Source organism: Maricurvus nonylphenolicus (assembly GCF_042854845.1).
In the GTDB taxonomy this organism is placed as follows: Bacteria; Pseudomonadota; Gammaproteobacteria; order Pseudomonadales; family Cellvibrionaceae; genus Maricurvus; species Maricurvus nonylphenolicus.
Genome location: NZ_AP031498.1, coordinates 4,780,962 through 4,799,535, shown reverse-complemented (window position 1 = coordinate 4,799,535; position 18,574 = coordinate 4,780,962). Strand labels below are relative to the sequence as shown.

Sequence of the window (18,574 nt, the reverse complement as noted above, 5' to 3'; positions counted from 1 at the left end):
TTTCAAATCATTATTATGAATATCCATGGTGGAGAAGCTGTGCCATAATGTCTAATACCTTTTAGGGGTGAGATATGAGTTCAAGTTATGGCAGAAAGATTGGATTTTCGCAAACTTAGATACGTCGTAAGTATAGCCCAGGCCCATTCGATCACGGCGGCCGCCAAGGCATTGTCGATCTCGCAACCGGCGTTAACCCGCAGTATTGCCGAGGTGGAGGAAGAGCTTGGTATACAAATATTTCAGCGCTTGCCGCGCGGTATGGTGTTAACGGAAGAGGGTGAGAAGTTTGTTAATCGAGCGCGGATTTTGATTAATGATTTGGATGCATTAAGTAAAGACTTTCGCTCGGGTACAGAAAATGCGCGCAAGAAATTGCGCATAGGGATTGCTCCAGGCGTATATCTTACCCTGGCGGCGCCTTCAATCGCAGATTTTGCTGCAGAGCATTTAGAGATTGATATCGTTACCTCGGTGGGACGGCCACAAGAGGTGGTGCCTCGTTTGGCAACGGGCGAAGTCGATGTGGTGCTTAGTACAACTTATTATATGAGCCACTGGCCCGATATAGTGGTAGAGAATATCACCGAGTTACAATTTGCCTACCTTACGCGCAAAGGGCACCCTGTTGAACACCAAGAGGGCATTCCAGAAATTGAGGTTATGAAGTATCCGGCTATTTTGCCGGCCAGTACCGATTGGATGCACCAGGATATGGCTGCTCTCAATGAAAAGCTCTCTCTGCCGCCGCTAAAGGCAACCTATGTAACAGATGATATTAACCTGATCTTTTCATTGTTGCGAAAAACCGATGCCTATTTCCCCACCGTAACAACACCGAGTGCGCTGGTTGAATTATCCAACCAGTTCAATGTCATGAACGTGGGATTGCCTCTTGCCAATCGTAATTTATGCCTGGCCTATTCGAAAACGCGAGCCGTAAATCCTTTGGCCAAGAGTTTATTACCATTCTTAAGAGAGATGATAAATATCCCTCAGCCATACTAGGTGCTGTTCTAAAAATGGTTATTGCAATAGTGAATAAGCCGCCCTGTACCCACAACAGGGCGGCAATCGATTGTTGAGTTAATTACAGAACTTCAAACAATCCGGCAGCACCCATACCGCCACCGACGCACATGGTAATCACCACGTATTTTTCGCCGCGACGTTTTGCTTCAAACAGGGCGTGCATCACCATACGGGCACCACTCATGCCGTATGGATGGCCAATGGAAATCGCACCACCATTCACGTTGTATTTCTCTGGATCGATACCCAGTTGGTCACGGCAGTAAATTGCCTGACAAGCAAAAGCTTCGTTCAGCTCCCACAAACCGATATCATCAATTTTCAGGCCGGTACGCTGCAGCAGTTTGGGGATGGCGAAAACAGGGCCAATACCCATTTCATCAGGTTCACAACCGGCAACAGCCATACCGCGGTACACACCCAGTGGCTCCAGGTTACGTTGCTCGGCCAGTTTGCTGTCCATCATCACAACAGCAGCAGCGCCGTCGGACAGCTGAGAAGCGTTACCACCGGTAATGCAACCCCCTTCGCGCACAGCATTCAAACCTGCCAAACCTTCCAGCGTAGTCGATGGACGGTTGCCTTCGTCTTTGGTCAGAGTGACTTGCTCTTCGCTGGTCTCGCCGGTTTCTTTATTCATCACCAGCTTGTTGGCAGTTACTGGAACGATTTCATCGTCAAACTTGCCAGCTTCCTGTGCAGCCGCAGTACGTTGCTGGGATACCAGGGAGTATTCGTCCTGAGCTTCACGGGAAATGTTGTAACGCTTGGCAACCACCTCGGCGGTGTCCAGCATTGGCATATGGATGTTAGGTGAGTTGGCCAGGGCTAGAGGGTCAGCCACGCGGTGAACGTTCATATGTTCGTTCTGCACCAGGCTGATAGATTCACAGCCGCCGGCAACCAGAATCGGCGCACCGTCTACCATAATTTGTTTGGCGCCAGTCGCGATGGTCATCAGGCCGGAAGAGCACTGACGATCGATAGTCATACCGGAAACACTGGCAGGCAGACCGGAAGCCAGGGCCACTTGACGCCCCAGGTTGGCAAACTGTGTGCCCTGCTGGATGGATGCACCGAAAATACAGTCGTCGATTTCGGCGGGATCTACACCAGCACGTTCTACAGCGGCTTTAACGGCAACAGATGACAGGGAAGGTGCTTCGAGGTTGTTGAAGGCACCACGGTAGGCTTTACCGATTGGGGTACGAGCCGCCGAAACAATAACTGCTTCTTTCATAGGAAATCCTTAAGGGCAAAATTGCGCTTTCACGCGTTGAATAAAAAAGGCCCGACTACCAAGCAGCGATTACAGGCTGGAGAGAGACAAGGTAGTAGCCGGGCGTCACAAGCGAAAATGGAAAATTACTTCTGCGACTGAATGTAGGTCATGGCTTTAGTCAGGAACTTCTCGGTCTGCTCACCGCCATTTTTCAGATCGGCCTGATTGCTAAGATCACAGATCGCATCCCAGTTGGCTTTCACTTCATCGGCACTTTGTTGTGCTTCTGGCAGGAAGATGCCGTCGGTTTCGAACAGTCGAGTGCTGGCGTAACCACCGGCACCGGCGCACAGGATAAAGCGGTTAGGTGCATCTTTGTGGCACAGAGTTAATGCACCGGCGGTTACCGATTCGGCGGTCATCAGCTCGTAGATTTCTGGTGGAATCAGATCTTCGGTCATGCGGGTGCCTGCTGTCGGAGACAGGGCGTTAACGCGAATATCGTTTTTCGCCCCTTCCAGTACCAGCGTGTTCATAAAGCCCAGTACCGCCATTTTGGCTGCACCGTAGTTGGACTGGCCGAAGTTACCGTACATACCGCTGGAAGAGGTCGTCATTACAATACGACCGTAGTTCTGCTCACGCATGATGTCCCATACTGCTTTGGTACAGTTCACGGAACCCATCAGGTGTACGTCCATCACCAGCTGGAAGTCAGCCAGGTCCATTTTGGCGAAAGATTTGTCGCGCAGGATACCGGCATTGTTAATCAGAATATCAACACGGCCCCACTTCTCCATGGTTTGTTGCACCATGTCTTGCACTTCATCGAACTTGGCAACGTTGGCGCCGTGAGCAAAAGCTTCACCGCCAGCTTCTTCAATCAGACGAACCACTTCCTGAGCGGCTTCTGAAGAAGCGCCGCTACCGTCGCGTGCACCACCCAGGTCATTAATAACAACTTTAGCGCCGCGTTTGGCGAGTTCCAGTGCGTGAGCGCGACCCAGGCCGTTACCTGCGCCAGTTACGATGGCCACCTGGCCTTCAAATGAAATAGTCATAATGTTTCTCGCATTTACGTGAATAGTAGAGTTACTTAACCATCTGCATGCTGATCCACTCAGCTTTCAACGCAGGTTTATCACCGCCTTCAATTTCGATCTCCACCTCGGTGGTCAGCATAAACTGGCCAGGGTTTTTCTCGACAGCAGCAATCAATTTGGCGTGGCAGCGGATACGGCTATCAACTTTTACCGGTGCAATGAAACGCACCTTGTCGAAACCGTAGTTAACGCCCATATAACAACCGTCAACAATCACGCTGAAGGTTTCAGCGAAATGTGACAGCATGGACAAGCTTAAAAAGCCATGGGCAATGGTGGAGCCAAACGGTGTTTCTTTGGCTTTTTCTGGATCAACGTGAATAAATTGATGATCCAGGGTGCAGTCGGCAAACTGATTAATTTGTTCCTGGGTTACGGTAAACCAATCGGTGGTTTCCAGTTGTTCGCCGATACTGTTGGCGACGTCGTCGCGTTTTACAATTTTCATAATTAGAACCACTCCGCTTGCATATCGTAGTTGGTGGTATCCAGCTCGGAAATAATCTTCGACCAGTGATAAATCTCCGGCAGTTCAATACGGAAGAAATACTGCAGGGCTTGTAGTTTACCTTTATAGAACTGAACGTCGGCTTCATGAGGCTGATTTTCCAGCGCGTTGTCAGCCACAATCCCTTGCTTCAACCACATCCAGGCGATGACCACATGGCCAAACATATCCAGATATTTCACAGAGTTGGAGAAGGCCGCATCAATATTCATCGACTGGGTAGCAGCCAATACAGTATCGGTGGTTTTCTTCAGGGTACCGATGGCATCGGCCAGCTCAGAGGCGTAACCACTCAGCTCTGAAGACTGCTTGGCAATCTCAATGGTTTTTTCCATTTCACGGATACAGGCGTTGTAACCGGCGAAGTTATTCATCGGTACTTTACGGCCCAGAAGGTCGTGGGATTGCACACCAGTGGTGCCTTCGTGAATAGGATTCAAACGGTTATCACGGTAGAACATTTCCACGGGGTGTTCATTGATATAACCGTGACCGCCCAACACCTGAATCGCCAGGTAGTTGGCTTTCGGGCCATACTCGGAAGGCCAGGATTTAATAATCGGCGTTAAGAAGTCCAGCAGGGTATGCGCAGCTTTACGCGCTTCTTCGGTTTCTGCGGTATGTTCATCATCGGTCAATTGGCTGCCGTACATACACAGGGCAAAGGCACCTTCGGCGTAGGCTTTTTGCGTCAGCAGCATACGGCGTACATCCGGGTGCTCAATAATGTTAACCGGTGGAGAGTTAGGATCTTTTTCTGACAGCAGGCGACCTTGCGGACGCTCTTTGGCATAGTCCAGTGAGTACTGATAACCGGCAGTTGCGGTAAAGGCTGCGGCAGAACCTACCATCACACGGGCTTCGTTCATCATATGGAACATGTAAGCCAGGCCTTTGTTTTCTTCACCGACCAGATAACCGATAGCGCCGTCTTGTTCACCGAAGTTCAGCGCGGTAGAGGTTTGTGCACGACCACCCATTTTGTGGAACAGGCCAGCCAGAGCAACTTCGTTGCGCTCGCCCAGAGAGCCGTCTTCGCTGACCAGGAACTTGGGCACGATAAACAGTGAAATACCTTTCACGCCTTTCGGTGCGCCTTTTACGCGTGCCAGTACCAGGTGAACGATATTTTCGTTCAGCTCGTGGTCACCACCGGAGATAAAGATTTTGTTACCGGTAATACGGTAATTACCGTCGTCGTCTTTAACGGCGGTGGTAGTGAGATCAGCTAGGCCAGAACCGGCAGAGGGTTCTGTCATCGCCATGGTGCCGGCAAAGCGGCCTTCACGCATGGGCAGTACCCACTTTTCAATTTGCTCTGGGGTACCGTGGGCTTCGATCAGGTTGGCGTTGGCGTTGGTCAAACCGGTATAACCCAGCGCAACACCACCGGCGGCGCTCAAGTAAGCACCGGCGGCACTGGATACAATCGCAGGCAGTTGCATACCACCGCGGTCATAGTCCGCAGAAGAGCAGGCCAGGCCCGCTTCAATTACGGCGTCAATGGCTGGTTTGATCTCAGGGATCATGTGCACTTTTTTGCCATCAAACGTTGGCTGATTGTTATCGGCTTTTTGACGGAACGGCAGGAAAACTTTTTCAGCTACGGTTTTGGCCGTTTGCAATGAGGCGTCAAACGTTTCACGGCTGTGATCGGCATAGCGTGGGCGGCTAGTCATTGACTCGACATCGAACAGCTCATAGAGCAAGAATTCGATATCGCGATCGTTCAGTAATGGAGCAGGCATAATGTCACCTCGTGCTTGGAAAATTTAGTTATCAATCGTTGTTTTTGTATTAACAGTTAACCTGCGTTAGCCACGACCCCGCCATCGAGGATGACAGTGTGGCCAGTAACCCACGCCGACGCTTTGGCGCATAGATAAATAGCCGTGCCCGCTGCATCAGAAGCGTTGCCGACACGTCCGCGGGGAATGTTTGCGGTGGAGGCTTCTTCGTGCTCATTAATGATGAAGGCGGTCATCTTGCTGGGAAATAGACCAGGGGCAATGCCATTGACATTGATATTGTCGCCCACCAAATCAGCTGCCAAGTGACGGGTTAAGTGTGCAATGGCCGCTTTACTTGCAGAGTAAGAGTAATTGTCCATGCCTGGATTGGCATATGCATTGATCGATGAGATGTTTATCACGCGAGAAGGATCTTCAGGCGTGCCAGCTTCACGCATAAGCGGTAAACATTGCTGGATCAGGAAGAACGGCGATTTGGCATTCAGGTCCATAACCTTGTCCCAGCCTGATTCCGGGAATTCATCAATATGCTCGCCCCAGGTTGCGCCTGCATTATTGACCAGAATGTGCAGTTTGGATTCTTTTTCTTTAAGTTCAGCAACAAAGGCTTTGATGCCTTCCAGAGTCGATAAATCAGATGCAATGGCAATGCACTCGCCAAACTCGGATAGCGCCTCGGCAGTTGCCTGCAACTCTTCGACTTTACGGGCGGTGATATAGGTTTTTACGCCGTTGGCAACAAAACCGCGCGCAATCATGGCACCGATACCACGGGATCCACCGGTAACTACGGCAACCTTGCCTTTAACTGAAAATAAATCATTCATTGTATTTATCTCTCTTGGTATGTATGGCTATCTGTATTACCGAATTTACGGGACCAGTTTGTTAATTTTGTTGGCGTAGGTTTGAGGCATTAATCTGCTGAGACGGTCACCACGTATGGCATCTTTGCCGACCAGAATCTTGCGTTGATTATTTTTCAGTCCGTCTAAAATAATTTCTGCGGCTTTGGCTGGCGACAAACCATAGTCTTTAAAGTACTTGGCGATAGCTTCTTGCTCTGCTTCTGATGGTAAGTCACCGGCCATGTTTCCGGAGTTGCGTGCATTGATGACAATGTCGGTACCGATATGACCTGGATGAATAGAGGACACCAGAATAGGCGAGCCTATTAATTCTTGTGCCAGGGATTCAGTAAAGCCGCGAATAGCAAATTTGGACGCACAGTAAGCAGATTGCTTTTTCATGGCGAACAAACCGCAAACACTGGACACATTGGCAATAAACGCTTCTGGTCTTTGGTGTAAGTGCGGTAATAGTTCTTTGCTGCCATAAACCATGCCCATAAAGTTAATGGACATAACTTTTTCGTATTGGCGGTAGTCGGTTGCTTCAGCCGTGCCGGCAAAGGTAATTCCGGCATTGTTAATGATGCCGTCTATATGGCCATATTCTGTCAAGACTGCATCACGAAAAGATTGCCATTGCTCCAGGTTACTAACATCGAGTTGGTGGGCGGAACAGGTCGCACCTGCTGTTGCAACAGCTTCGGCGAGCTCCTTGGTGGCGAGCACGCCTTCAATGTTGAGGTCGGCGATGGCCACGGATGCGCCGCGACGCATCGCTTCAATGGTCAGTTCGCGACCAATACCTGAGGCACCACCGGTAACGATGATGGTTTTGTTGGTGATATTCATAATCTTGTCTCTCTTCTAAACGCTCTGCTGTAATGTCTATTGGTATTGCAAAGCGTCTTCATTAAGATCAAATAACGGCATTTGATCTTTTTCTTCGTAATAATCCGGGGAGAAGCGCCAGGGCTCGTAATCACCGCTGCTGGGTGACAGGTGGCCGCTGCGCTGGAAATAGCCTGGATTGAATTCGTCTTCATCAATCCAGCTATTTCTGTTCATGTCAGCATCCTGTGGACGCAGGGTAGGTGTAACAACTTTGTGTTGTTGTTGATCCATATGGTTTAGCAGGCGGCAGATATAATCGGCTACCAGATCAACTCGCATAGTCCAGCTGGTGCGCAGGTAACCAAACATCATGGCAAAGTTCGGGAAGCCCGAAATCATAATGCCGCGATAAGTAAAGGCATCGGCTGGGTTAAGGGTTTTGCCATCAACAGTATAGGGAATACCACCAATTGGTATGGCATTGAAGCCGGTGGCGGTAATAACAACATCGGCTTCGAGTATTTCACCGGATTGCAGTTGAATACCGTTTTCGGTGAAGCGCTCGATATGATTCGTCACAACGCTTACCTTGCCATCATTGATGGCATTAAACAGGTCACAATCAGGTACATAGGCTACACGTTGCTGCCAAGGCTTATAGCTGGGCGTGAAGTGTTGTTTGGTAATTTCGTCACCGACGTGCTCTCGTACCCCTTTTAGAAACTCCTGCTTCATATATTCCGGATATTGAGCAGAAGCATGCTGGATTTCTTTTTGTGTTTGCAACAGATCACGGCGCACAATTTCGTGAACGCAGTTATCGGGCACTTCTAATAAGCGTAAGCGGTCGGCCAGTTCGTTTTTATTCTCGCCTGTCCAGAAATAGGTAGGCGAGCGCTGCAGCATAGTGACATGCTCGCAGTCATCGGCAATGTTGGGAATAACGGTTGCAGCTGTGGCGCCCGAGCCAATGACGATAACTTGTTTACCGCTTAAATCTGTGTCTTCAGACCAGAATTGCGGATGAATAACATCGCCCTTAAAATCGGAGAGACCCGCCCAGTTCGGTGTGTAACCTTGATTGTGATCATAGTAGCCGCCACTCCAGATAAAGAAGTCACAGGTCAATTGGCTATTTTCGCCAGTGTCTTTATGAAAAATATCTATGGTCCAGCGCTTAGCTTGGCTGCACCAGTTGGCGCCAGTAATCTTGTGGTTGTAGCGAATTTTATCGTCGAGTTTATCTTCGTCGATCACATCACCCAGATACGACAAAATATATTCGCCGTCTGCAACAGGCGCACCGGTCCAGGGCTTGAAGCGGTAACCGAAAGTGTACAGATCACTGTCGGAGCGAATGCCGGGGTATTTAAAGGTATCCCAGGTGCCACCGAAGGTGTCTTTCTCTTCTAAAATAACAAAGCCCTTTGCCGGGCATTGTTCTTGAATATGGTGTGCGATACCCAATCCGGATATGCCTGCGCCAACTAAAATGACATTGAAGTGCTCACCTGAACTCATGATGGCCTTCCTCTAAATAGATATGGTGAAGTACAGATTGTGTTAAATCTTAGGGGAAGGGCGGGGTAAAGATCGATTGCACATCAAGCCAGAGTCTTGATAAAGTAGGACAAGATGGCGCAAGGCGACAATTCTTATGGCGCAGCACGATAACATAAATGAAAGCTCCCTAAATCAGGGAACGATAGTCACCGGCGGTGATCTGGGATCAGCCCAGCGCACCATTGGCGGTTTGCTGTGGCAATTTGAAACGGCCGAGTTGGAAAAAGAAGATGCTGTCAAAATTCTCAACAGTGTTGGCATACCGGACCATGCCTATGGTGATCCGGGTTTCCCTGTTTCTCTGCAGCAGGATTACGAAATCCTCAATGAAGTGCGCAAGTATTTACGCTCTGAAGTGTCCTTGGAAGTCAGGCTGTTTCAAGCCATGCACTTTACCCGCGCGCATATGTTTGGCGCGCTGGGTATGGCTTGGCAGAGTGCACCGACTATTCTTGATGCGCTTAACGTAACAATCAATTACCCGCAGACCAACTGGGGTCGCAGCCGCATGATCGTGGCGTCCTCGGATACTGAAGACAGTGTTACCTATCAGCTGGATATGTTACCTACGACCTTTGGTAGCCCAAAAGATGTCGAGGAAACCTACAAGTACGCGCTACTGTTAGATATTACTTCCGCCGTGGCAACTCTGTTGGATATTGTTTCTGATCGCTCGTTACTGAAAAAAGTTCGCTTACCCTTTAAACGGCCGGATGATTGGTCGCTCGTCGCTCGAACCTTTCGCTTTGCGATTGAATTTGAGGCGCCTGAAGCGAGCATTATTTGTGAGCCTGGATTTTTTCATCATGTACCCAAACGTTCTTACCCGCTGAGTTTCAAACTGGCGCTTAAGTTGGTGGAGAAAGAAGCCGCTCTGTTAGAAGAAGATGCCACCCTGACTGACCAGGTAACCCGTTGGTTGTGGGCCAGTACGCCACCCTTGAAAAAAGTCGAAATTGCCAAGCTATTGGGATTATCTGAGCGCAGCCTAACCCGGCAGTTGGCCAAAGAGGGGGCCAATTACAATCAGCTGTTTACTGAGGTGCAGTCTGAGCGGGCAGAAAACCTGTTGGCCAATCACAAGTTGACGGTATCCGAGGTGGCCTACCGCATGGGTTATACCGATCCTGCTGCCTTTACCCGTGCCTTTACCGGTTGGAAGGGCGTTACGCCTTCCAAATGGCGCTCGCTAGATTAATTTATTCTAGCCAAAACGCTGTTAACTTCCGGTTGCTATATACACGTCAGGAGGCTGATTTTCTCTGGTGTTTCTTGCATTCCACCTTTAACCGATTTGACCGGTTTGGCCTAATCTATCAAGATGCTGGCTCAAATTGCCATCGATTTATCGCTTTCTGCGGCAGTATATTAAGTATCTGTATATTAAGTGCCTGTGCGATATTTTGATCTGCTGTCATTCATGACCGCTTCCAATATGAAGGAAAAATAATAATGCTGATGACTTTAGGCGTAATAATTCTGGTTGTGTTGGCAGGCTTATGGTTCTTCTTTGGTCATAACCTGTTTAACTGGTTCGGGCCATATCGGGATAGATTCAGTAATCTGGAATCATGGGATAAGACGGCGCCTATCGTAACTCGCTTGGGACAAATCATCGGTTTGCAAAAAGACACGGAGAAAGGCCGGGTAATGGCTTTTCTGGGGATTCGATACGGCCAAGCCCCTATTGGTGATAAGCGCTTTAAACCAGCAACCGCTGCCGGTGGCTGGGAAGGTACTTTAGATGCTACACGCTTTCCTAATGCGCCAATTCAACCCAAAGCGGACAACAGTACACAAGAACCCAATATGCCGGTGCAGTCAGAAGACTGCTTGTTTTTAAGTGTTTATACCCCATCGACCGAAGGTGCTAATCGCCCCGTTCTATTTTGGATTCACGGTGGCGCTTTTATTTATGGCACCGGTAATGGTTATCCCGGGCATGTGTTAGCAGAACAGGGCGATGCGGTTGTTGTAGCGATTAACTACCGTCTGGGCATGTTGGGCTTTTATGATCTGTCCAAATTTGGCGACCAATATGCGGGCTCCGCATCCAACGGTATTCGTGATCAGATTCTTGCCCTTGAGTGGGTGCGAGACAATATTGCCGACTATGGTGGTGATCCGAATAACGTGACTATTTTTGGGCAGTCTGCTGGTGGTGCTTCTGTATCGTCACTGGTTTGTGCCCCGGCGGCCGACGGTTTGTTTCATAAGGCCATCGTGCATAGTGGTATGGCTGTAGCCCTGCCGCCGCACGATTACAACCCTGAGCTACAAAAAGCCCTCGACCTGGAACAAGAAAAAGATATTCCAGCAGCGTTAACAACTCTATCCACTGAGGAAATTCTCAAGGTACAGGCCAAGGTAGGGTTTTTTGCGGGTGGTAATGTTGATGGTACGGTGATTAGCCGAAGCTTAAAAGATGCCATCCATGAGCAAGGCAAAGCGGGTGTTCCCATCATTATTGGCTCCAATCGCGATGAAGGAAAATTGTTTAGCCTTATCGCACCGCGTATTGCATTCAAGGCGGTGATACCGCCTATTGCAAGCCTAACGACGTTGGATCATGACACTGATGGTTATCTTGAGCGACTGAAGCAGGATCACCCTGGCGATAGTCTTAAGCAGTTGCATGATCGAGTTTGGACCGAGGGTTTTATCAGCAGTGCTGTTACCGCTGCAGAATGGGCGGCTCAAGCGGGTCGCAATGTGTGGGCATACCGGTTTGAGGAGCCTGTGCAGGTTAATCCGTTTGGCTATAAATTGGGGGCTTGTCACGCCGCAGAGCTGGACTTCACCTTTAACAATTTCGCCCGTGATGATCTCGGTGAAAATAGCCTGTGGTATGACAAGAACGACCCGGAGATAGTTCAGTTAGGTTTGGCTTGGTCCAACACGCTGATTCAGTTTGCTAAAACCGGTAATCCCAATGGTGCCGGTATGCCTGAGTGGCCGCAATACACGAACAGTCAGCAGGAATGCATGATTGTTGAGAAAAATCCTCACGTTAAATCTTCAGTCGATAAGTTCGAATTGGAGAGATGGTGTGAGTTTCGCGAGGATGGCGATGAATTACTGGCCAGTTAAGTAGATCTAGTCAGATAACGATTTCATCAAGAGAGAAGAATTAATGTTAAATAAAGAAGTTATAACGCAAACCAGAAACGCGACTATCGGTAACCTTGTCGGTAACGCAGGGATTACCTACTGGATTAAGAACGAGCTACCTGGGATTCCCTCTGAAGGCCAGCAAGGATATATCGCTGACTTTTTATTTACCGGTTTTATGTTGCCTGCCATCCTTGCGATCATATTTTTGTTCTGGTTTCGCCGTCGTGCTGTTAGGGGTGAATTCGTCGATGATGTCATCCCCAACCGTTTCAGTTTGAGTTGGTTGCCTCAGGGACCTTGGTCGGCGATAGGTATTATTGGTTGCTTGGGCCTTGTTGTTGTTGCGCTGCCTTTGGGCATCTATCTGCTAGTCGCGGGCGCAGGGCCACTGAGTCCGTTAGCCTTTTCTATGGTGAAAGGTTTTGGTTGTGCAATTGCCACGGTAATCTTTGTCCCTATAGCAGTTTACCACGGCGTGACGATAGCCAATACAACTCAGCTTAAAAGTGAGACGACAGACGCTGAGGTGTAATAAAGCGTATTTTGCCTTCTGGATTTAGCCCCTGCTGAAATACATTCAGTAGGGGTTTTTGTTAGATGGAATTTGTGAAAATAACAATAAGTAAATATTCGAGATAGCCATATGAGTACAGTTGAAAACCTGGCCAGTGATAACGGGCCGATCGCTGAGCCCGGCTCATTTTCTTATGATAAACCCGCTTATCGGCACTTTGTTCTGTTGATGTTGGCGCTGGTTTACATGTTTAATTTTGTCGACCGTCAGCTATTAGTAATTCTGCAAGAGTCCATTAAAGCAGACATGGGCTTTTCTGATACCCAGCTGGGTATGATGTCCGGTTTTGCCTTCGCCTGTCTCTATGTTATCTGTGGTATTCCCATCGCACGTTTGGCCGATCGCAGTAATCGTCGCAATGTGATTGCTGCCTCACTGGCGATTTGGAGTTTAATGACCGCGCTCTGTGGCATGGCGCAAAGTTTTGTACAGATGTTACTGGCCCGGATGGGCGTTGCGGTCGGTGAAGCAGGTGGTACACCACCAGCACTCTCGATGATTTCCGATATGTACCCGGAAAAGTCCCGTGCAACGGCTATGTCTGTCTACACCTCCGGGGTATATCTTGGTGTATTTGTGGGTTTTGTACTCGGCGGCTGGTTAGGTCAAGTTTATGGCTGGCGCACCGCATTTATTGCGGTTGGTCTACCGGGGATTTTATTTGCATTGCTGTTGTGCTTTTTGGTCAAAGAGCCGGCCCGTTACCGTTTTGGCAAACCAGCGGTTGAGACTGATAAGCCGCATGGGTCCCTTTGGGGGACTATTCGGGACTTATGGCATACCACCTCGTTTCGTTATATTGCCCTTGGTGGTGGCATGGCGTCGTTTGCCAGTTATGGTATGGGCAACTGGCTGCCCTCCTATTTTCTGCGAGCGTTTGAAACGTCTATGGGAGAAGTGGGAACATGGTTGGGCTTGGCCTCAGGTCTCGGCGGTATCATTGGAACAATTGGTGGCGGGCTGCTGGCGGATAAGTTAATACTTAGAGACCGCCGTTGGTATGTTTGGTTGCCTGCGACAGTCATATTTTGTAGCGGTGGCTTTACGTTTATTATCTTAACGACGGAGCATTTATATTTAGCACTTACTCTGAGTGTGGTGAGCACGGCGATATTTTCCTCCTGGTTGCCCGCCATTCTTGCACTGAGTCATGGATTGGTATCGACAGCCACCCGAGCGCAAGCAACGGCCGTGCTCTATTTCGTAATCAATATTATTGGCATGGGAATGGGACCTGCTGCAGTAGGATTCCTGAGTGATATGCTGGCGATGCCCGAGGGCGGACAATCTCTGCGTTATGCCATGTTTACTGCAGCTATTTTTGGTGGCAGTTTAGCGGCATATTTTTTCGTTTGCGCCAGTCGTACTGTAATTCGGGATATGGATAATGTACCTGCCTGATTATATCTGATATCGCATTGATGAAATGTTGATAATAGAATCTGACAGTCACTACGAGTTGAAAGTGTTGAATAAGCAAAGCCTGTGCTAGGCTTACCTCGTCTTTAAAACTATTCAAAGGGATAAACATTATGCCAAGAGTAAATCTTGAAGGAAGCTCATCTATTGTGACCGGTGGTGCTTCCGGTATTGGAGAGGCCACCGCACGCCAGCTGGCAGAAGCGGGCTCCAAAGTCGTTATTGCGGATCTTAACGAAGAGCGTGGAGCTCAAGTCGCCAAAGAGATTGGTGGTGTATTTGTTAAGTGTGATGTAACCAAAACAGAAGATGCCGATGCCGCTGTTGCGGCTGCCTGTGCATTGGGCCCTTTGCGTGCCTGTGTAAACTCGGCAGGTATTGGTATGCCTATGCGCACAATTACTCGCGATAATGAGCCAATGCCTCTGGAAAAGTTTGATCTAATTATCAAGATCAATCTGGTGGGAACCTTTAATGTACTGAGTCGCGCAGCGGCGGCTATGGCAAAAACAGAACCTATGGATGCCGATGGTAGCCGTGGTGCTATTGTGAATTTGGCGTCCTGTGCCGCCTTTGATGGTCAGATTGGCCAAGCGTCTTACTCTGCATCCAAAGCTGGGGTTGCGGGTATGACGTTACCGATTGCTCGCGACTTGAGTGCTTCCGGCATTCGCGTCAACACGGTAGCACCTGGCTTGATTGATACACCTATTTATGGTGAAGGTGAAGAGGCCGAGGCCTTCAAGGCTCACTTGGGCCAGTCAGTATTATTCCCTAAACGATTGGGCAGTGGTGAAGAGCTGGCGTTTACCGTGATGGAATGTATTACCAATCCCTATCTGAATGCGGAAGTGATTCGTATGGATGGTGGTATTCGTATGCCGCCTAAGTAAAAACAATTGAGTTAAGTGTTCGTGTGTAAACGCCCACTCGAAATATTTGAGTGGGCGTTTCTTTTTTATGGAAGAAAAGTCAGATACCTAAACCATTAGAAATTATAACTCAGCTCAACGCCATAATTTCGTGGTTGTTGCCGATAGACAACCTGACCACCTTCGGTGCTGGTAAATGAATAGGTGCTTGCACTTTTATTTTCCAGATTTGAGGCCCAGGCGGTCAGCTGCCAGCTACTGTCGTGGGGCTCAAGAGACAGACGCAACCCCAGGTTATCGATTTCACCATATTGCTCGTTGAGGCCCGTGAGTGAGCTTGATTGCTCATCGGTCCAGCTGTATTGAACCTGAGCCGCTAGGGTATAGGCATCCAGCCAATCGGACTCATAACGCACAACCGTGTTGTATGACCATTTAGGCGCCTGAGCCAGGTCAATGCCTTCTTCAATAGGACTGGAGAGCGTCAGGCCTCTTACTGTGGCGGGTGATTTAATGACTTCACTATCTACATAAGAAACCCCGGCGCGCAAGTCCAGGCCTTCAGTAGGCAACCAACGGAATTCCAGTTCTCCTCCGCTGATTTCGGACTCTTCAATATTGCCCAATGTCGCAAAGATGAGGCCTGGAACGCTTGGGCTGACAGCGGTGACTTTTGACTGCCTGTCATCGTATTGATAGTGATAGTAGGCACCGTTAATTTGCATGGTGTTGCCTAGTAGCGAGCCTTTAAAGCCCAGTTCATAGGCAAGGATTTCTTCGGGTTCAATATAGGATAATGCCGATGGGTCACCAGCTGGGGAGGCATAAAAGATGCCGGATTTATAGCTGGTTGAAACACTGCCATAGAGTAACCAGTCTTCAGTAATAAAGTAATCCAAGCCTACTTTGCCGGAAAAGTTTGTTTCTGTTTCACTGTCGTCCAGCTCGGCGATTACGGTACCGGGAATGGGCACGGGAGAACCTGCAAACAGTGCCGTTAATCCTGTTTGATCTATCGATTGGCCATCAAACTCTCGGGTGTCGGAGGAGTAGCGCATACCGACAGTTAACTTGAGAGCATCCGTGAGCTCGGTTTCCGTATGTATAAAGGCACCGAAGGATTTGCTGGTTTGTGTGTAGGCTGATTGGGTATAACTGTGTTCTATGCTCGGATCACCCAGAGTGACGGCGGCGAGGTCTCCAACATCAACCAGTGTTTCTGCATCGATTTTATCGTACGAGTAGGAAAGACCTGCAACCCAGTGAAATCCATTTTCCGTGTTTGAGGTTATGCGAAACTCTTGTGAGTAAACATCGAATTCATCGCTAAAGACAAAGTCGTCCGTTGTGATAGCTACGCCATCATAATTATCGGTCACTGCACGTTCGTAGGTATCTACAGCAGTAATCGAGATAAGACTAAAGTCTTCGAAATCGATGGTGAGATTGGCAGAGGCACCATAGCCCTTTTCATCGCGGTCAACGGCTAAATTACCGACGCGAACATCTTTGGCATTATTGCTGACAATGCCCAGTGTTCCTGATGGTAGGCTGAACTCATTGTCGATCGTCAGGTTCTGAGGCGATACGGGTGTGCTCTTGTCTCTCGTGTAATGCAGGTTTAGCAAAAGACTGGTGCTGTCATTGATATCAATATTGGTAAGAGATCGCGCAGAGATGTTATCTGTATCGCCAAACTCTTTGCCGGTATCAATATCTTCTTGCCAGCCATCGCCTTGGTTAAGGGCAAGCGCCAGGCGAGTACTTACCGTATCGCTAAGCGGTGTGTTAACGGCGGCTTCCAGTTTGTAGGTATTCCAGCGAGAAACGCCTGCGGTAATGTATCCTTCAAAATCTGTACTGGGCTTTATCGATACATAATTGATTGCGCCGCCAGTGGTGTTCTTGCCGTAGAGTGTGCCTTGGGGACCTTTTAGCACTTCAACACGCTCTATATCGAATAGCTGACCATTGAGGAATACGGGATAAGGGGCGAGTACTTCATCGATGTAAACGCCAACCCCGCTGGTGTTGTTGCTGTTGAAGTCATCAAGACCAATACCGCGGATAGCGAAAATCGGTGTGCCGCCGGAGGTCGCATTGGCTGTGGATAAACCTGGGGTGTGGGAGGCGATATCCTGCGCTTTGGTGAAACCCAATTCTTTAATTTCATCACCGCCGAAGGCACTGACGGTTACACCAATATCAGACATGGATTGTGCGCGTTTTTGAGCCGTAACTATGATTTCTTCAATCGCAAAGCTGTTAGTTTCAGCCTGGGAAGGTAGTGCTATTGTTGAAGCAATGGTTGCCGCCAGAGCGGTTTTTGACATTTTCATCGTGCTCTCCTGATACCAACTGTGTCATTGCTGTCGTTGGTTTAGTTATATCTAGAAACTCTCAGGGATTTACAGGTAAAAAATGCCGGAGCCATACCCCGGCCAAGGAGAGAGTTTGTAAAGCAAGTAGTTGCTTTATTATCTAACCATTAATAGTTTTCAGGGTCATGGACAGCAGGCGCCAGTTTTTAAGCATGCTGTCGTGTCAGGTTTTTGAGGGATGTAGAAGGGGCTTATTGATAAGATTTTGAAAGGAACAAAGAGAGCGGTTATGCCTACGGGTTATCTTTTGATCTTTCCTGATACTGCATGGGTGTTAGCCCCGTCCAGCGCCGAAACGCCCGGCTAAAAGCGCTCACTTCCGAGTAGCCCAGTAGAAAGGCAATGTCGATGGATGAATACTTGTAGGAATCAATATAATTTTTTGCCATGATGCAGCGTGTTTCTTCAGTGAGCTGCTTGAAGGTACAGCCTTCCTCACCCAATCGTCGCTGTAACGTGCGGGCACTCATATGTAGCTTGCTTGCTACTTGATCCAGTGAAGGGGCGCCATTGGATATCAGGCTGGCAATTTCCCGCTGTATTTTACTGATCAGGGAAACCTGTTCTGATGATTCCTTCAAAACATATGCTAGCGTGTTATTCAGATCATCTTGCAAGATATTAAATAGGCGGTGATCGGCATCGGGCTTTTCCTGTTTTAGGACTTCCCGTTTAATAATGACTGCATTTTTCGGTTGGCCAAACAGTACCGGACAATCCAGGCTCTTGTCATAGATTGCAGTATCATCAGGTTTTTCATACATAACCTGGATTTGGTCTGGACTCCAGTCGTTACGGCACCATGACCGTACAAAGGCGATGCCGCAGGTTATAGCCCAATCTGTCGCAGCTCTGTGGACAGGAACTCGCCAATCGGTTGATACAATGTCGATAATGCAATTGTCTTTCTCAAATCGGTAGTCAACCTCTAGCCCGGTTTGGCTTAATTTCACGTAGGTACACATAACCCGCAGTACCTGTTGCATATTCTCTGCATTGAGCAGTGTAAAGCCAAGGGGGCCGTAATCCGCCAGATCCGCGTGAAGGTTTGCTGTAAGCCCAATATTGGGGTTTCCCGTTTGGCGTATAGCCTCATCCAAAATCTGGCACCACATTTCAGATGAAATCGGTGCGCTTTGATGCAGCAGGGAGGCGCTATCGACATTCATTGTCTTGAATAGCAGGTCAATATCAACCCCGCATTTGACTAAACCGTCTAATGCGAATTTAAGGGAGTAGGGGTACTGCTCACTCATGGCGTATCTATAAAACCTCCCGGTTTTATGGGCTTTAACAGATGCTGACAAAATATAGTGCTTTTGGCGGGACCGGTCGATACGACAGGTCCGCCAA

General features: G+C 48.7%; 15 protein-coding genes. 6 read left to right on the top strand and 9 right to left on the bottom strand.

Annotated elements, in window-relative coordinates; all coding sequences use genetic code 11:
* Positions 1 to 87: 87 nt before the first annotated feature.
* The gene (locus ACGHZ6_RS20830; protein WP_390615971.1) at positions 88 to 1,008 is read left to right on the top strand and encodes a LysR family transcriptional regulator; all 921 of its coding nucleotides are present in this window, start codon (positions 88 to 90) and stop codon (positions 1,006 to 1,008) included.
* A gap of 82 nt (positions 1,009 to 1,090) precedes the next feature.
* Here the strand turns inward: ACGHZ6_RS20830 and ACGHZ6_RS20825 are convergent, their stop codons facing one another.
* The 7 genes from ACGHZ6_RS20825 to ACGHZ6_RS20795 form a co-directional block, all read right to left on the bottom strand.
* Positions 1,091 to 2,272: an acetyl-CoA C-acyltransferase gene (locus tag ACGHZ6_RS20825; protein ID WP_390615970.1), complete on the bottom strand. Its 1,182-nt coding sequence runs from the start codon at positions 2,270 to 2,272 to the stop codon at positions 1,091 to 1,093.
* Positions 2,273 to 2,397: 125 nt separating this feature from the next.
* Complete coding sequence (locus tag ACGHZ6_RS20820; RefSeq protein ID WP_390615969.1) at positions 2,398 to 3,315, bottom strand: SDR family NAD(P)-dependent oxidoreductase; 918 nt, start codon at positions 3,313 to 3,315, stop codon at positions 2,398 to 2,400.
* 31 nt (positions 3,316 to 3,346) lie between these two features.
* On the bottom strand, positions 3,347 to 3,805 hold the full coding sequence (locus tag ACGHZ6_RS20815; protein WP_390615968.1) for a MaoC family dehydratase: 459 nt from the start codon (positions 3,803 to 3,805) through the stop codon (positions 3,347 to 3,349).
* 2 nt (positions 3,806 to 3,807) lie between these two features.
* On the bottom strand, positions 3,808 to 5,613 hold the full coding sequence (locus ACGHZ6_RS20810; protein WP_390615967.1) for an acyl-CoA dehydrogenase: 1,806 nt from the start codon (positions 5,611 to 5,613) through the stop codon (positions 3,808 to 3,810).
* 56 nt (positions 5,614 to 5,669) lie between these two features.
* Positions 5,670 to 6,443: an SDR family oxidoreductase gene (locus tag ACGHZ6_RS20805; protein WP_390615966.1), complete on the bottom strand. Its 774-nt coding sequence runs from the start codon at positions 6,441 to 6,443 to the stop codon at positions 5,670 to 5,672.
* Positions 6,444 to 6,488: 45 nt separating this feature from the next.
* Positions 6,489 to 7,316, bottom strand: a complete 828-nt coding sequence (locus ACGHZ6_RS20800) for an SDR family NAD(P)-dependent oxidoreductase (protein WP_390615965.1) — start codon at positions 7,314 to 7,316, stop codon at positions 6,489 to 6,491.
* 36 nt (positions 7,317 to 7,352) lie between these two features.
* Positions 7,353 to 8,819: a flavin-containing monooxygenase gene (locus tag ACGHZ6_RS20795; protein WP_390615964.1), complete on the bottom strand. Its 1,467-nt coding sequence runs from the start codon at positions 8,817 to 8,819 to the stop codon at positions 7,353 to 7,355.
* Positions 8,820 to 8,955: 136 nt separating this feature from the next.
* On the opposite strand from ACGHZ6_RS20795, the gene ACGHZ6_RS20790 reads away from it, so the two are divergent.
* The 5 genes from ACGHZ6_RS20790 to ACGHZ6_RS20770 all read left to right on the top strand — a co-directional run bounded on the left by ACGHZ6_RS20790 (position 8,956) and on the right by ACGHZ6_RS20770 (position 14,861).
* Positions 8,956 to 10,059, top strand: coding sequence for a helix-turn-helix domain-containing protein (locus ACGHZ6_RS20790; RefSeq protein ID WP_390615963.1), 1,104 nt, complete (start codon positions 8,956 to 8,958; stop codon positions 10,057 to 10,059).
* A 254-nt stretch (positions 10,060 to 10,313) separates the two neighbouring features.
* Positions 10,314 to 11,951 (top strand): carboxylesterase/lipase family protein, encoded by a 1,638-nt coding sequence (locus ACGHZ6_RS20785; RefSeq protein WP_390615962.1) that lies wholly within the window; start codon positions 10,314 to 10,316, stop codon positions 11,949 to 11,951.
* 43 nt (positions 11,952 to 11,994) lie between these two features.
* A complete protein-coding gene (locus tag ACGHZ6_RS20780) occupies positions 11,995 to 12,507 on the top strand; it encodes a hypothetical protein (RefSeq protein ID WP_390615961.1) in 513 nt (170 codons plus the stop codon).
* A gap of 111 nt (positions 12,508 to 12,618) precedes the next feature.
* The gene (locus ACGHZ6_RS20775) at positions 12,619 to 13,950 is read left to right on the top strand and encodes a spinster family MFS transporter (protein ID WP_390615960.1); all 1,332 of its coding nucleotides are present in this window, start codon (positions 12,619 to 12,621) and stop codon (positions 13,948 to 13,950) included.
* Positions 13,951 to 14,081: 131 nt separating this feature from the next.
* Entirely contained in the window at positions 14,082 to 14,861 is a 780-nt protein-coding gene (locus ACGHZ6_RS20770; RefSeq protein WP_390615959.1) for an SDR family NAD(P)-dependent oxidoreductase, read from the top strand.
* A gap of 95 nt (positions 14,862 to 14,956) precedes the next feature.
* On the opposite strand, the gene ACGHZ6_RS20765 is transcribed toward ACGHZ6_RS20770, so the two are convergent.
* Positions 14,957 to 17,179: a TonB-dependent receptor gene (locus ACGHZ6_RS20765; RefSeq protein ID WP_390615958.1), complete on the bottom strand. Its 2,223-nt coding sequence runs from the start codon at positions 17,177 to 17,179 to the stop codon at positions 14,957 to 14,959.
* A gap of 275 nt (positions 17,180 to 17,454) precedes the next feature.
* Positions 17,455 to 18,477: an AraC family transcriptional regulator ligand-binding domain-containing protein gene (locus ACGHZ6_RS20760; protein WP_390615957.1), complete on the bottom strand. Its 1,023-nt coding sequence runs from the start codon at positions 18,475 to 18,477 to the stop codon at positions 17,455 to 17,457.
* Between the last annotated feature and the right edge of the window lie 97 nt (positions 18,478 to 18,574).

Excerpts from the sequence above, each read along its gene's own strand:
- ACGHZ6_RS20830 (WP_390615971.1), top strand. The coding sequence starts at position 88 with ATGGCAGAAAGATTGGATTTTCGCAAACTTAGATACGTCGTAAGTATA.
- ACGHZ6_RS20825 (WP_390615970.1), bottom strand. The coding sequence starts at position 2,272 with ATGAAAGAAGCAGTTATTGTTTCGGCGGCTCGTACCCCAATCGGTAAA.
- ACGHZ6_RS20820 (WP_390615969.1), bottom strand. The coding sequence starts at position 3,315 with ATGACTATTTCATTTGAAGGCCAGGTGGCCATCGTAACTGGCGCAGGT.
- ACGHZ6_RS20815 (WP_390615968.1), bottom strand. The coding sequence starts at position 3,805 with ATGAAAATTGTAAAACGCGACGACGTCGCCAACAGTATCGGCGAACAA.
- ACGHZ6_RS20810 (WP_390615967.1), bottom strand. The coding sequence starts at position 5,613 with ATGCCTGCTCCATTACTGAACGATCGCGATATCGAATTCTTGCTCTAT.
- ACGHZ6_RS20805 (WP_390615966.1), bottom strand. The coding sequence starts at position 6,443 with ATGAATGATTTATTTTCAGTTAAAGGCAAGGTTGCCGTAGTTACCGGT.
- ACGHZ6_RS20800 (WP_390615965.1), bottom strand. The coding sequence starts at position 7,316 with ATGAATATCACCAACAAAACCATCATCGTTACCGGTGGTGCCTCAGGT.
- ACGHZ6_RS20795 (WP_390615964.1), bottom strand. The coding sequence starts at position 8,819 with ATGAGTTCAGGTGAGCACTTCAATGTCATTTTAGTTGGCGCAGGCATA.
- ACGHZ6_RS20790 (WP_390615963.1), top strand. The coding sequence starts at position 8,956 with ATGGCGCAGCACGATAACATAAATGAAAGCTCCCTAAATCAGGGAACG.
- ACGHZ6_RS20785 (WP_390615962.1), top strand. The coding sequence starts at position 10,314 with ATGCTGATGACTTTAGGCGTAATAATTCTGGTTGTGTTGGCAGGCTTA.
- ACGHZ6_RS20780 (WP_390615961.1), top strand. The coding sequence starts at position 11,995 with ATGTTAAATAAAGAAGTTATAACGCAAACCAGAAACGCGACTATCGGT.
- ACGHZ6_RS20775 (WP_390615960.1), top strand. The coding sequence starts at position 12,619 with ATGAGTACAGTTGAAAACCTGGCCAGTGATAACGGGCCGATCGCTGAG.
- ACGHZ6_RS20770 (WP_390615959.1), top strand. The coding sequence starts at position 14,082 with ATGCCAAGAGTAAATCTTGAAGGAAGCTCATCTATTGTGACCGGTGGT.
- ACGHZ6_RS20765 (WP_390615958.1), bottom strand. The coding sequence starts at position 17,179 with ATGAAAATGTCAAAAACCGCTCTGGCGGCAACCATTGCTTCAACAATA.
- ACGHZ6_RS20760 (WP_390615957.1), bottom strand. The coding sequence starts at position 18,477 with ATGAGTGAGCAGTACCCCTACTCCCTTAAATTCGCATTAGACGGTTTA.